The following is a 12,751-nucleotide window of genomic DNA, read 5'->3' on the forward strand; positions in this document are numbered from 1 at the left end:
CAGAATGTCTGCCCTACCCGGGAGCATAGGACTACGACCTCCGCACTAAGACGACCTCCGATGTGGTCGTCCTGGGCATTGCTGTCATTTGAGTTCGGCGACCGCCCTTAATGAGCCATTACGTCCATTTCTTAGAACTCGATGACCTGCCGCACCGCCCGCCCCGCGTCCAGCTCGTCCATCGCCTCGTTGATCTGGTCCAGCGTGATGTGGGAGGTGATCAGCTTCTCCAGGGGTAACCGGCCGTCACGCCACATCTGCTCGTACTTGGGGATGTCCACCGCCGGCACGGCGGAGCCGAGGTAGCTGCCGATGATCTGGCGGGCCTCGGCGGTGATCTTCAGCGGCTCGATCTGGGACATCGCCCCGGGCGCCGGCAGGCCCACGGTGACGGTCACCCCGCCCACGGCGGTGGCGTTGAACGCGGTCTCGAAGGCCCGGGGGTGGCCGGCGGCCTCGATGACCACGCGCGGTTTGTCCTCGAGCGCCACGAGCTCGTCCGGGGTGAGCGCCTCGTCCGCGCCGAACTCCTTCGCCAGCTCCAGCTTCTCGGCCAGCGCGTCCACGGCGATCACCCGGCGGCAGCCCACGGCCTTGGCGACCAGCACCGCGGCGAGCCCCACGCCGCCGAGGCCGACCACGGCCACGGCGTCGTCGGCGGTGGCCTGTGCCGCGTTGATGACGGCCCCTCCCCCGGTGAGCACCGCGCAGCCCATGACGGCCGCGATGGCGGCCGGGACGTCCTCGCCCACGGGCACCACGGAGCGCCGGTCCACCACGGCGTGGGTGGCGAACCCGGAGACCCCCAGGTGGTGGTAGACGTTGCTGCCGTCTTCGGAGTGCAGGTGCTGCGAGCCTTCGATGAGGGTGCCCGAGGCGTTGGCCTTCGAGCCGACCGTGCACGGCAGCAGCCCCTCCGTCTTGCACGCGGCGCACTCGCCGCAGCGCGGCAGGAACGCCATGACCACGTGCTGACCCACGGCCAGGTCGGTGACCTCGGCGCCCACCTGCTCCACGACGCCCGCCGCCTCGTGCCCCAGCAGCATCGGCAGGGGCCGCGGCCGGTTGCCGTTGACCACGGAGAGGTCGGAGTGGCACACCCCGGCGGTGGTGATCCGCACCCGCAGCTCGGTGGGCCCGGGCTCGCCGAGCTCGACCTCCTCGACGCGCAGCGGCTGCGACTCGGCGTACGGGGCGGAGGCCTCCATGGTCTCCAGGACGGCTCCACGAATCTTCACGGTTGACCTCCGGTACTCAGTGCACGGGTGTGACGCCGTTCACCGTACCTTCTGTTCCGTCGGTTTCCCGTTGGTGGAGACCATGGCCTCGAAGGATCCGGCAGCCGTCCACCGGATTCCGGGCCGACCGGCGTGCTGGTCGGGCATCCAGGGGCAAGGATGCCGGCTTCTCACAGATGAACGGCGTCGGGGCGCTCCCGGGACAGGTATCGCGGTCTCGGGCCCGGTTTCGTGCGGACGGGACCCGGCGACGTCAGGCGAAAACGCGCGCGAGCCAGTCCGACCAGGCCTGCTCGGTGGCCTCTCGATCGATGTCGGCATAGATGTAGTGGCCCACGGCCTGGGGCATGCCCATCACCGAGTTGTCATGGAAGCGGTAGAGACCGTCGGCGGTGCGCAGCGCGAGGAAGTTGACGAACCCGGGGTAGGCGAAGTCGACGACGCCCTCGAGCGCGGGCAGACCCTGCGGGGTCAGGCGCAGCTGCTGGCCCTGCCCGAACGGCCCCTCGACGCCCAGGGCCTTCTCGAGGGTCGCCCACGAGCCAGGGGTCGCCGAGGACGGCGGCCCCTGGGCGGTGACGAAGGAGGCGGGCCGGCCGGCGAAGTGCTTGAGGTACTGGGCCAGGGTGTGCAGATACATGTCCCAGCCGTAGCCGGTCAGCTCACCGAAATCGAACTCGGCGTCCCAGTCGTCGCCGAGGTAGCCGCTGTGCACGAAGGTGAGGGTGGTGGTGCTGTCGTCGTCGGCCGACACGAGGTACTCGAACGCGTGGAAGGCACCGTTCTCGGCCTCCGGGGTGCGCACGGCCAGGCGCTCGTGCTCGGTGGCCTCCACCTCCATCCCCTCCATCGACTGGTAGGGATCCGGGGACCAGGCGGCCTGGCCCTCCGGGGTGGCGATCGCCCGCCACACCTGCTCGGGGGTGGCGTCCAGGACGACGGTCTTGCGGATCTCGAAGCTCTTGGTCATCACGGTGCTCCTCAGGGATGTCGTACGGCGGACCCGGCGACTCCGGGCGGCCTGTCGGTCGGCGGTTCGGGCGTGGTGGTTCCGGGCGATGCGGCGGTGGCGGGTTCGGTCGAGGGCACGGGGGTCGTGGACGCCGCGCCGGCCGGGTCGTCCGGAACCGCAGGGTGCAGGGCGATGACCAGGCGGTGGAGTTTGCCGGCCCCGGCCGTCCCCGGCTGCTGGTCCGTGTGGTGCTTGGCCACCAGCTCGGTCACGGCGGCGGAGAGCTCCTCGGTGAAGGCGGCCCGATCCGCCGCGGAGGCGAAGCGGATCTGGCCGTCGATCGCGAAGGTCGCCACCGGCCGACGCGCCTGCTGCGCCCCTGTGAGCAGCGTGCCCACGTCGCGCACCAGCCGGGAGGCCAGGGCCAGCAACCAGCGAGCCGACAGCCGGTCCGGAGCACGGTTCGGGTCGGGCTGGATCCGCCCGAGCGTGCCGGGCGAGATCACGTAGGAGGCGGACGTGGCCTGCAGCATCCGCTCGGTGAAGTTCCCGCGCGGCCGCTCTGCCACGAGCTCGACCAGGCCGTGCTGCTCGAGGACCTTCAGGTGGTAGTTCACCTTCTGGCGGGGGATGCCGAGCCGGGCGGCGATGGTGGACGCCGACCCGGGCTCGACCAGGTCCGCCAGGAGCTGACGCCGCAGGGGATCCAAGGACGCCTCCGCGGCGGCCGGGTCCTCGATGATGCTTACCTCGTGCATACGTCCACTCTCCTCCTGGACAAATATTTTTGTCAAGGGATGGTGAAGGAGCCGAGAACTGCAGCCCCAGGTCGTCATGTCGCTGATGCTCAGGCCACCCGCGTCACGCCAGAACTCGACCCGGAGACCATGATCGTCATCTGCCCGCCGGCCTGCTCACCCGGACCTAAAATGGTCGTCCGGGGGCGGGGGGCACATTCCGAGGAGTGAGCACGATGGCCTTCATCCAACTGATCGAATACACCACCTCGAAGCCGGAGGAGGTGGAGAAGGTGTACGCGGAGTGGGAACGAGCCTCGGAGGGGAACCGCACGGCTCGCCGCGCCATCACCACCACGGACCGCAACGATCCGAACCGCTACTGCGAGATCGTCTTCTTCGACTCCTACGAGTCCGCCATGGAGAACTCCCAGCTCCCGCAGACCCAGGAGTACGCCCGGAAGCTGACCGAGCTCATGGTCGGGGAGCCCACGTTCCGCGACCTGGACGTCACGGACGACCGCGAGCTCTGACCGCCCGTGCCACGACCGGTGGGCCTCGCCCACCGGTCGCCCCGCGCCGTCACCGGCCGGAGGATGTCAGGCGGTCGGCGGCGGAACGGCCCGGTGCTGCAGCCCCGCCCGCCGGCCGAGGGCGATCAGGACCGCCGCGATCGCCAGGACGACGACCATCGGCGCCAGCATGAACGGGCCGCCCACCCCGGCCGAGCGGTCCATGCCCTCGCTCATCTGCCCGGTGAACGTGGACACCAGGAACAGCAGCACGTTGTTCGCCGCGTGCACGAGCGAGGCCGCCTCGAGCCCGCCGGTGAACTGGGTCAGCAGCGACATCGCGATCCCGAAGACCACGTAGTAGGCGATGAGCCACCCGTCCGTGGCGAAGTGCGCGAGGGAGAACAGCACCGCGCTCACCAGGGTGCCGAGCACGAAGGACGGCACGGCGCCGGAGACCCACGAGCCCGCGGCGCGCTGGATCACGCCGCGGAACATGTACTCCTCGGACGCCGCCTGCAGGGGCGTGGTCAGTAGGACGATCGCGAGGAACGCCCAGGCGGTCGCGTCCAGGACGATGGGCCCCGGGGTCTCCACGAGGACGATGACGGCCACGTAGGCCACGAACAGCGGGACGACGACGACGGACGCCCGCCCCAGCCAGTCCCACCGGAACCGCCCGGCCACCGAGTGGAGGGTGCCCACCGGTTGCCGGTGCAGGAACCGGTGCAGGACCACCGCGACGGCGGCCGCGGCGATGAGGGACAGATTGGTGGCCAGCAGCAGCGCCGGGGTCAGGGTGATCTGCCCGCTGCCCAGCTCCTCGGTGGTGCTGTTGCCCAGCAGGAGGTCGACCGTCACCCCGGCGAAGGACAGCACGATCGAGAACAGGGCGATCGCCGCGCCGACGCCCAGGATGCTGAGCAGGCCCTTCCACCAGCGGTTGCGCGGCGTGCGGTAGAACTCCGCGTGGGTGAGCGGCGCCGTCGTCGTCGGGCCGCTCGCGGGCGGAACGGGGCCGCTCGGAGGGCCGGGGTACGGGACGGGCGCCCCCGCCCCGCCGGGAGGCGGAACGGGGCGGTCGAAACCAGGGGGGACGTGCGCGGCAGGCCCCGGGATCTGCCAGGGGGCAGGTCGCCGCGGAGGGTGTGAGGTCATGGGGCCAGGGTAGTTCCCGGTTCCGGGCCGGCGGCCGGCGCCTCCCCTGCGGAGGGCAGGCCATCGGCGTCGTCGTCGGAGGACGGGAGGTAGTGCGCCAGCGGGGAGAAGTCCGGCTGCGCGGAGGAGTCGCCGGCGGCGTGGGCGCCCACCGCGTTGGCGGCCCGCAGTGCCGTCCCGTGGTCGAGCCCCGCAGTGAGGGCGAGCACCAGCGCGGCGCAGAACGCGTCGCCGGCGCCGACCGTGCTGACGACGTCCACCGGGCGGCCGGGGGCGGAGGCGACCCGGCGTCCGTGCTCGTAGAGGGCCGAGCCCTCGGCGCCGTAGGTCACCGCGACCAGTCTGGCGTGGGCGAGTTCGGGCAGGTGGGCGTACTCGGTCTCGTTGACGACGATCAGGTCGCACCGGTCCACCAGCTCCTGCGGGAGGGGCATGGCCGGGGCGGCGTTCAGGGCGAAGTAGCCCGGGGTCCGCCGGGCCGTCTCCTGCACCGTGTCGAGGTCGATCTCCAGCTGGCAGAGCACGACGTCCTCGGGTGCGAAGGTCACGTCCTCGAGGGACACCGCGGCGTTGGCGCCGGTGCAGACGGCGATCTGGTTCTCCCCGTGCCGGTCCACGGCGATGAGGGCGGTGCCGGTCGGTGCCGGCACGCGGGCGACGCCGGAGGTGTCGACCCCGGCGGCCGCCATGCCGCGGAGGACCTCGTCGCCGTCCGGGTCCTCGCCGACGGCGCCGATCATCCGGGCGCGGCCGGCCAGGCGTGCGGCGGCGACGGCCTGGTTGGCGCCCTTGCCGCCCGGCTGCCGCTGCAGGACGGCGCCGCCGACGGTCTCCCCGGGGGCGGGCAGCCGCTCGCACACCGCCGTCAGGTCGATGTTGATGCTGCCCACCACCGTGAGCGCCGGTCGTGCGGACTCCGCCGGCCCGGACCGGTCCAGCCGGCGGAGCGTGCTCAGCAGGTGCGGCGCGAAGTCCTCGGTCAGCTCCAGCACCACGCGGCAGCGGGCTCCGGCCACCGGCGGGTACCCGGCGTAGCGGCCGCGCATATCGCAGATCGTCTGGCCGCGCCCGGGGCCGTCGGTCGTGTCCACCTGGACCCGGACCACCGGGGCGAGGGCGGGCCGCACGGTGCCGGCCGCCACCGCCGCGGCCAGCGGATCGTGCAGGGCGGAGGCCGGCCGGCCGAGGATCCCGGTGTAGAAGCCGGAGTAGTGCCCGAGCATCTCGGCCAGCACCGGCATCACGGGATGGTCGAGGGCGGCGATCTGCTCACGCCGGCGCTCGTCCAGGAGGTGGACCATGGTGACGTCCAGCGGCACCAGGGTCACCTCCCACGGGGCGGCGAGCACCTCGGCGGCCGCCTCGGGGTCGCTCAGGATGTTGGCCTCGGCGACCGGCGTCCGGTTGCCGGGGACCAGGGCGGCGCCGCCCATGACGGTGACGCCGGCCACCAGCTCGGCCAGGGCGGGGTCCTGCCGCAGGGCGAGGGCGAGATTGGTCAGCGGGCCGACGGCCACCACGTGGATCTCGCCCGGGTGCTCGTGGGCCAGCCGGATCAGCAGCGCGTCCGCCGGTTCGGCCACCGGCCCGGCGTCCGCCCTGGGCAGCGTCACGCCCCCGATGCCGTCGGATCCGTGCACCGCCGGGGCGCCGCCGTCGAACCGGCCGGCGAGCGGGTGCTCGGCGCCGACCGCGACCGGGATGTCCGGCCGGCCCAGCAGGGCCAGCAGGTCCACGGTGTTGCGGGCGGCGGTCACCGCGTCGGTGTTGCCGCTGACGGTGCCGATGCCGCGCAGGTCGACCGCGGGCGTGGCCGCCAGGTAGGTCAGGGCGACGGCGTCGTCGATGCCGGTGTCGCAGTCCAGGTAGACGAGCCGGGCGCCCGGATCAGCCATCGCTCTCCCCCTTCGGGTCGGTCGAGGCGAGTGGCCTCGCACCGCTCAGGCTAAAGTACCCGGTACCGCGCCGGCGCAGCCGATCGCACCGGGCGGACTCCGCACCGACGTCACGGCCCGCGGCCCGGGCCACCTCGACGGAAGGACAACCCACATGGTCGACGTGCTCTGGGGCATCGGCGGGATGATCGTGATCCTCGCCATCGCCGTGCTGTTCTCGGTGGACCGCCGCAGGATCCGGATCCGGACGGTCGCCCTGGCGCTGGCCATCCAGGTGGGCTTCGGCGTGCTCGTGCTCTACGTCCCGGCCGGCCGGGCCGCGCTCGAGACCGTCACCCTGGGGGTCCAGGCCGTCATCAACTCCTCCGCCGCCGGCATCGACTTCCTCTTCGGCCCGGTCCTGCCCGAGGAGGGCTCGGTCTTCGCCTTCCAGGTGCTGCCGGTCATCGTGTTCTTCGCGGCCCTGACCTCGGTGCTGTACTACCTCGGCGTCCTGCAGTGGGTCGTGAAGATCATCGGCGGCGGGCTGTCGAAGCTGCTCGGCACCACCACGCCGGAGTCGATGAACGCGGCCGCCAACATCTTCGTGGGGCAGACCGAGGCGCCGCTGGTCATCCGGCCGTACGTGCCCGGGATGTCCCGCTCCGAGCTGTTCGCCGTGATGTGCGGCGGGCTGGCGACCGTGGCCGGCTCGGTGCTCGTGGGCTACTCCCTGCTCGGGGCCCCGCTCGAGTACCTCATCGCCGCCTCCTTCATGGCGGCCCCGGCCGCGCTGCTCATGGCCAAGCTCCTCGTCCCCGCCGGGGCGCTGGAGGACGCGCCCGACGCCGCGGGCGCCCCGGGGGCCGACGACGACGCGTCCAGCGCCGCTCCGGACAGCGGCGCTGGCACCGATCGGGGCGCCGGGGACCCGGCACAGGAGCGCCGCGGCGCGCGCCGGTGGCTGGCCGGCGGCACCCGCCGCGGGGCGACCTCGCACGCGGCCCTCGAGATCGCCCGGCGGCAGGAGGACAGCCGGTCCGACGACCCGGCACGGGTGTCCGCGACGGACGCGGCGGGCGGACCGGCCGAGGAGGACGAGGCGCCGGCCAACGTCATCGACGCCGCGGCGCGCGGCGCGTCCGACGGCCTGAGCCTGGCCCTCAACGTCGGGGCCATGCTCATCGCCTTCATCTCGCTCATCGCGCTGGTCAACATCGTCCTCGGCGCGGTCGGCGGCCTGTTCGGTCAGGGCGAGCTCACGCTCGAGCAGATCCTCGGGTACGTCTTCGCGCCGGTGATGTTCGCCGTGGGGGTGCCCTGGGTCGAGGCGCTCGACGCCGGCAGCTTCCTCGGGCAGAAGCTCGTGCTCAACGAGTTCGTGGCGTTCGCCGACTTCGCCCCGCAGATCGGGGACTACTCCCCGAAGACGCAGGCCATCGTGACCTTCGCCCTGACCGGCTTCGCGAACCTCGGCTCCCTGGCGATCCTGCTGGGCGGGCTCGGCGGCATCGCCCCGAGCCGCCGCAAGGACATCGCCCGGCTCGGTCTGCTGGCGGTGCTCGGCGGGACGCTCGCCAACCTCATGAGCGCCACGATCGCGGGCATGCTCATCGGCTGACCGGTTGCCGAGCTCGTGGCGGGAGCGCCCGGGCTCGGGGCCCCGTGGTTGCGCGTCCCTGCCGGAGCGGTTGACGCACGGACCGCTGTCAGGTCGTCCCGCTGCTCTCGGCGCGAGCGATGGCGTCGGTCAGCCGCCGCCGCTCCTGGCTCAGCCAGTCGCCGTCCGAGTAGGTCCGCAGGAACGTCTCGGCGAACTCCACGGGGTCCTCACCGACGATCCCCCGGATCGGTGTCCCGCGCGCGGCACTCTGCTCGAACAGATCGACGAGGTCCTCGAGCATCGACATCAGGCCCTCGGCGCTCCAGGAGCGGGAGTACATCAGATACCGCTCCAGCGCTTCGACCGCGTCGCGGTAGTTCGCCGGGAGCTGCGCCACGCGTGTCCGGTATTCCCGGTACTGCCGCTTGTCGCCGATCACCTTCGACATGATGGACATGGCCCTCACCCTCCTCCGCGGAGCTGTTCCAGTCGTTCAGCGAGGAAGCTCCAGGTCCTCCAGAACTCGTCGAGCACGTCCTGTCCCTGCGCGTTCAGGGAGTACACCTTGCGCGGCGGCCCCTTCTCGGACGGGACCTTCTCCACGTCGACGAGGCCGCGCTGCTCGATCCTCAGCAGCAGCGCATAGATGGTCCCCTCGGCGATGTCGGTGAAGCCCTGCTCGCGGAGCCACGCCGTGATCTCGTAGCCGTGCGCCGGCCGCCCGGACAGGACCGCCAGGACGATGCCCTCCAGGGTGCCCTTGAGCATCTCCGTCGCCTGCTTGCCCACGCGCCACCTCGTCCCGCTACTCAGCGTTGTTGACTACCAGTATAAAGTAACACTGAGTAGTGGTGGGCACAAGACCTCCGGCGCGCGGACGGCCGGTGCCCTACCCCTCGGCCCGGTCCTCGCCGAGCACGTGGGCCCGCTGCTCGGCGTAGAACTCCGCCTCCGCGGGCTCGGGCCGGTCCTGGCCGTTGAGCAGCCGGTGCCACAGCGGGTAGTACGCGGGCAGCTGGGAGGCGGTGGTGATGCGGTCCCGGGCCTCCTGCGGCAGGGTCAGCTCGGCGGCGTCGAGGTCCTCCTGCAGGTGCTCGAACCGCCGCGCGGCGATCACGGTCCCGTCGATGCCCGGACGGTCCAGGATCCAGGAGATCACCACCTGGGGGATCGTCCAGCCGAGCTCCCCGGCGATCTCGTCGAAGAGCTCGATGAGGTCGTAGGCCCGGTCCCGGTCCACCACGTGGGGCTCGGGCCAGCCGGTGCCCTGCCGGGTGTCGGACGGGGTCTCGGCGCCGCGGCGGACCCGGCCGTTGAGCAGTCCCTCGCCCAGCGGGCTCCAGCCGAAGGTCGCGATCCCGAGGTCCCGGGCGGCCGGGACGATCTCGTACTCGATCTCCCGGGCCTCCGGCGTGTAGTACGCCTGGTGCGCCACCGGCCCCTCGAGCCCGGCCGCCCGGGCCTCGTAGACCGTCTTGGCCAGCTGCCACCCGTTGTAGTTGGAGACGCCCCAGTAGCGGATCTTCCCGGCCCGGATCAGCTCGTTGGCCGTGGCGATGGTCTCGGTGATCGGGGTCTGCCCGTCCCACTGGTGGAGGTAGAGCAGGTCGAGGTGGTCGGTCCGCAGCCGCTGGAGGCTGTCCTCGACGGCCCGGGTCACGTGGATCCGGCTCGCGCCGCCGTCGTTGGGGCCGTCCCCGGTGGGGGTGCGCGCCTTGGAGGTGAGGACGACGTCGTCCCGCCTGCGCCCCAGGACCTCGCCCAGGACGCGCTCGGAGTCCCCGCCCGAGTACAGGTTGGCGGTGTCGATGAAGTTCACGCCGCGGCCCAGGGCCTCGTCGATCTGGCGCTTCGCCTCGTCGGGGCCGAGTCCGGCGATCTTCTCGAACCCTCCGCCGGAGCCGAAGGGGATGGTGCCCAGGGCCAGCCGGGAGACGAAGAGGCCGGAACGGCCGAGTCGGGTGTACTGCATGGATCTGCTCCTCTGCTCACAGTCGTGCTCGAGGTCATGGTTGTGGTTGCGGTCGTCGCCGTCGCCGTCGTCGTCGTGCGGCAGGATCGCTCCCGAGCGTACGGGGACCGCCTCCGGCCGCACCCGGGGATTCGCCGAGAGCCGACCCGGGAGCACCGACCGGGGGCGCTCACCGCGGAGCGGCGACGAGCTCCTCCCGCATGTCCGTCACGGCGGCGCGGATCGCGGTCATGACCGCCTGCACAGCCGGCCGGCGCAGCAGGTCGGCGCGGGAGACCACCCAGTACTCCACGGGGAACCAGAGCTCCTCGGGGAAGAGCCGCACCAGGTCCCCGGTCCGCTCGGCGAGGTAGCAGGGCAGCAGTCCCACCCCGGCGCCCGCGCGGGTGAGCTCCACGTGCACCACCGAGGACGTCGCCCCCACGCCCTGGCGCATCCGCGGGAACCGCCGGCGCGGGATGTCGAGCTCCGCGACGTCCTGCATGGACTCCACGAAGTAGATGAGCGGGTGCTCCTGCACCTGGTCGGGGGTCCGGATCGGCGGGTGGGCGGCGAGGTAGTCCCGCGAGGCGTAGACCCCCAGGGAGTAGTCGGCCAGGTGGAGGGCCTCCTTGCGGGAGACCTCCGGGCGCCCCACCACCACCTCCAGGTCGGTGCCCACGGGGTTGGTCTGCGCCCGCCGGGCGGCGTTGATCATCTCCAGCCGCACCCCGGGGTGCTCCTCGATCAGCCGCCGCATGGCCGCGCCCATCACCACGCCGCCGAAGCCGTCCGGGGCCAGCGCCCGCACCACCCCGTGGACGGTGTTCCCGCGCCCGCCCGCGCCGAGCGGCAGGGAGCCGAGCGCCGCCTCGATCTCCTCCCCGGCGGCCACGAACTTCCGGCCCATCTCACTGGGCTCCCACATGTCCCCGGAGCGCACGAGCAGCCGGGCGCCCACGGTCTTCTCGAGGGACGCCATCCGCCGGGACACGGTCGTGTGACTGAGCCCGAGGTCCGCGGCGGCACCCGCGTAGGAGCCGTGGCGGACCACGGCGAGCAGCAGCAGGAGATCGTCGGCACCGTGCGACAAGGGACGACTCCTCCTGTGGGCGGGCCCGGCCGCGGGGAGCACCCACCACCGGATGGCATGTGCATTTTTGCACAGGTGCCGCGAGCGCATGGTCATTGTGAAGCGCACCACAGATCCGCACACTGTAGGCAAACATTGTGACTACCGTCACCGTTTCCCCAGGAAGAGGAGAACCCCCATGAGCACTGAGGATAGGGTCGCCGCCACGGCGGACCCGAACGACTCGCCCGAGAACCGGGGCGGGCTGAAGAAGGTCGTGGCGGCCTCGATGGCCGGCACGGTGGTGGAGTGGTACGAGTTCTTCCTCTTCGCCACCGCGTCCACCCTGGTCTTCGGCCAGCTGTTCTTCGTGGACACCGGCAACCCGCTGGACGGCATCCTCAAGGCGTTCCTGATCTACGCCGTCGGCTTCATCGCCCGCCCGCTGGGCGGCATCGTCTTCGGCCACTTCGGCGACAAGTACGGGCGCAAGCACCTGCTGCAGATCTCGATCGTCATGGTCGGCGCCGCCACGTTCCTCATGGGCTGCCTGCCCGGCTACGACCAGATCGGCTACTGGGCCGCGGCGATGCTCGTGGTCCTGCGCTTCGTGCAGGGCTTCGCGGTGGGCGGCGAGTGGGGCGGGGCCGTCCTGCTCGTGGCCGAGCACTCCCCCAACAAGGAGCGCGGCTTCTGGTCCAGCTGGCCGCAGGCCGCCGTGCCGCTGGGCAACCTGCTGGCCACCGTGGTGCTGCTCTCCCTGTCCTTCACCCTCTCCGAGGAGGCCTTCCTCGCCTGGGGCTGGCGCGTGGGCTTCTGGCTCTCGGTGGTCATCGTGGCCATCGGCTACTACATCCGCACCCACGTGACGGACGCCGCGATCTTCAAGGAGGCCCAGCAGGAGGTCGTCGAGAAGAAGTCGGCCGCCTACGGCGTGGGCGAGGTCTTCCGCCGCTACCCCCGCGGCGTCTTCGGCGCCATGGGCCTGCGCTTCGCGGAGAACATCCTCTACTACGTGGTGGTCACCTTCTCGATCACCTACCTGTCCACCCAGCGGGACGTGGACACCAGCCGGATCCTGCTCCTGCTGCTCATCGCCCACGTGATCCACGCGATCTGCGTGCCGATCGTCGGCCGCTTCACCGACAAGGTAGGCCGCCGCCCGATGTACGCGGCCGGCGCGGTCCTGGGCGCGTTCTGGGCGTTCATCGCGTTCCCGATGTTCAACACGGACAACAGCTTCATCATCCTGGCGGCCATCACGATCGGCCTGATGATCCACGCGCTCATGTACGCGGGGCAGCCGGCCATCATGGCCGAGATGTTCCCGACCCGGATGCGCTACTCGGGCGTCTCCCTGGGCTACCAGGTGACCTCGATCGTGGCCGGCTCGCTGGCCCCGATCATCGCGACCGCGCTGCTGCGCGAGTTCAACTCCTGGGTGCCGATCGCCATCTACATCGCGGTGGCCTGCCTCATCACCCTGATCGCGGTGGCCACGCTGCGCGAGACCAAGGGCATCTCCCTCCACGACATCGACGCCGAGGACCGGCGCCGGCTCGCGGAGGAGAAGGCCACCGAGGAACGGACCTCCTGATCCCCGACTCCCGCACCCACCCGCGCCCAGCGGCGGACCGGCTCCCCGGTCCGCCGC

Annotated in this window: 12 protein-coding genes and 1 pseudogene; 3 read left to right on the plus strand and 10 right to left on the minus strand. The window is 71.8% G+C overall.

The annotated features are described in order from the left end of the window. Nucleotides 1–131 precede the first annotated feature (131 nt). The 3 genes from ACFU0Y_RS05290 to ACFU0Y_RS05300 all read right to left on the minus strand — a co-directional run bounded on the left by ACFU0Y_RS05290 (nt 132) and on the right by ACFU0Y_RS05300 (nt 2,948). Complete coding sequence (locus ACFU0Y_RS05290; protein ID WP_380213402.1) at nt 132–1,238, minus strand: zinc-binding dehydrogenase; 1,107 nt, start codon at nt 1,236–1,238, stop codon at nt 132–134. Nucleotides 1,239–1,491: 253 nt separating this feature from the next. Continuing rightward, nucleotides 1,492–2,208 (minus strand): SRPBCC domain-containing protein, encoded by a 717-nt coding sequence (locus ACFU0Y_RS05295; protein ID WP_380213403.1) that lies wholly within the window; start codon nt 2,206–2,208, stop codon nt 1,492–1,494. A gap of 11 nt (nt 2,209–2,219) precedes the next feature. Continuing rightward, complete coding sequence (locus ACFU0Y_RS05300; protein ID WP_380213404.1) at nt 2,220–2,948, minus strand: ArsR/SmtB family transcription factor; 729 nt, start codon at nt 2,946–2,948, stop codon at nt 2,220–2,222. Between the two features lie 215 nt (nt 2,949–3,163). Here ACFU0Y_RS05300 and ACFU0Y_RS05305 point away from each other — a divergent pair, with 215 nt between their 5' ends. Beyond that, nucleotides 3,164–3,460, plus strand: a complete 297-nt coding sequence (locus ACFU0Y_RS05305) for a hypothetical protein (RefSeq protein ID WP_380213405.1) — start codon at nt 3,164–3,166, stop codon at nt 3,458–3,460. A gap of 66 nt (nt 3,461–3,526) precedes the next feature. On the opposite strand, the gene ACFU0Y_RS05310 is transcribed toward ACFU0Y_RS05305, so the two are convergent. The 3 genes and pseudogenes from ACFU0Y_RS05310 to ACFU0Y_RS05320 form a co-directional block, all read right to left on the minus strand. Continuing rightward, a complete protein-coding gene (locus ACFU0Y_RS05310) occupies nt 3,527–4,597 on the minus strand; it encodes a CPBP family intramembrane glutamic endopeptidase (RefSeq protein ID WP_380213406.1) in 1,071 nt (356 codons plus the stop codon). Then, a complete protein-coding gene (locus ACFU0Y_RS05315; protein ID WP_380213414.1) occupies nt 4,594–5,535 on the minus strand; it encodes a ribokinase in 942 nt (313 codons plus the stop codon). Before ACFU0Y_RS05315 ends, ACFU0Y_RS05310 begins: the two co-directional genes overlap by 4 nt. A gap of 63 nt (nt 5,536–5,598) precedes the next feature. Further along, nucleotides 5,599–6,492: pseudogene (locus tag ACFU0Y_RS05320) on the minus strand (nucleoside hydrolase); the annotation flags it as partial. A gap of 154 nt (nt 6,493–6,646) precedes the next feature. Here ACFU0Y_RS05320 and ACFU0Y_RS05325 point away from each other — a divergent pair. Beyond that, a complete protein-coding gene (locus ACFU0Y_RS05325; protein WP_380213407.1) occupies nt 6,647–8,092 on the plus strand; it encodes a NupC/NupG family nucleoside CNT transporter in 1,446 nt (481 codons plus the stop codon). 88 nt (nt 8,093–8,180) lie between these two features. Here the strand turns inward: ACFU0Y_RS05325 and ACFU0Y_RS05330 are convergent, their stop codons facing one another. From ACFU0Y_RS05330 to ACFU0Y_RS05345, 4 genes are all read right to left on the minus strand, one after another. Continuing rightward, on the minus strand, nt 8,181–8,531 hold the full coding sequence (locus ACFU0Y_RS05330; protein ID WP_380213408.1) for a DUF1048 domain-containing protein: 351 nt from the start codon (nt 8,529–8,531) through the stop codon (nt 8,181–8,183). A gap of 5 nt (nt 8,532–8,536) precedes the next feature. Beyond that, nucleotides 8,537–8,863, minus strand: a complete 327-nt coding sequence (locus ACFU0Y_RS05335; protein WP_380213409.1) for a PadR family transcriptional regulator — start codon at nt 8,861–8,863, stop codon at nt 8,537–8,539. 100 nt (nt 8,864–8,963) lie between these two features. Next, nucleotides 8,964–10,046: an aldo/keto reductase gene (locus tag ACFU0Y_RS05340; RefSeq protein ID WP_380213410.1), complete on the minus strand. Its 1,083-nt coding sequence runs from the start codon at nt 10,044–10,046 to the stop codon at nt 8,964–8,966. 169 nt (nt 10,047–10,215) lie between these two features. Next, nucleotides 10,216–11,118 (minus strand): LysR family transcriptional regulator, encoded by a 903-nt coding sequence (locus ACFU0Y_RS05345; protein WP_380213411.1) that lies wholly within the window; start codon nt 11,116–11,118, stop codon nt 10,216–10,218. A gap of 178 nt (nt 11,119–11,296) precedes the next feature. Here ACFU0Y_RS05345 and ACFU0Y_RS05350 point away from each other — a divergent pair, with 178 nt between their 5' ends. Beyond that, the gene (locus tag ACFU0Y_RS05350; RefSeq protein WP_380213412.1) at nt 11,297–12,694 is read left to right on the plus strand and encodes an MFS transporter; all 1,398 of its coding nucleotides are present in this window, start codon (nt 11,297–11,299) and stop codon (nt 12,692–12,694) included. The last annotated feature ends 57 nt before the right edge of the window (nt 12,695–12,751 follow it).

Source organism: Kocuria sp. NPDC057446 (genome assembly GCF_042802875.1).
Lineage (GTDB): Bacteria > Actinomycetota > Actinomycetes > Actinomycetales > Micrococcaceae > Kocuria.

What these genes read in the sequence shown, in the direction of transcription:
- ACFU0Y_RS05295 (WP_380213403.1), bottom strand. Translation starts at nt 2,208, where the DNA reads ATGACCAAGAGCTTCGAGATCCGCAAGACCGTCGTCCTGGACGCCACC.
- ACFU0Y_RS05300 (WP_380213404.1), bottom strand. Translation starts at nt 2,948, where the DNA reads ATGCACGAGGTAAGCATCATCGAGGACCCGGCCGCCGCGGAGGCGTCC.
- ACFU0Y_RS05305 (WP_380213405.1), top strand. Translation starts at nt 3,164, where the DNA reads ATGGCCTTCATCCAACTGATCGAATACACCACCTCGAAGCCGGAGGAG.
- ACFU0Y_RS05310 (WP_380213406.1), bottom strand. Translation starts at nt 4,597, where the DNA reads ATGACCTCACACCCTCCGCGGCGACCTGCCCCCTGGCAGATCCCGGGG.
- ACFU0Y_RS05325 (WP_380213407.1), top strand. Translation starts at nt 6,647, where the DNA reads ATGGTCGACGTGCTCTGGGGCATCGGCGGGATGATCGTGATCCTCGCC.
- ACFU0Y_RS05330 (WP_380213408.1), bottom strand. Translation starts at nt 8,531, where the DNA reads ATGTCCATCATGTCGAAGGTGATCGGCGACAAGCGGCAGTACCGGGAA.
- ACFU0Y_RS05340 (WP_380213410.1), bottom strand. Translation starts at nt 10,046, where the DNA reads ATGCAGTACACCCGACTCGGCCGTTCCGGCCTCTTCGTCTCCCGGCTG.
- ACFU0Y_RS05350 (WP_380213412.1), top strand. Translation starts at nt 11,297, where the DNA reads ATGAGCACTGAGGATAGGGTCGCCGCCACGGCGGACCCGAACGACTCG.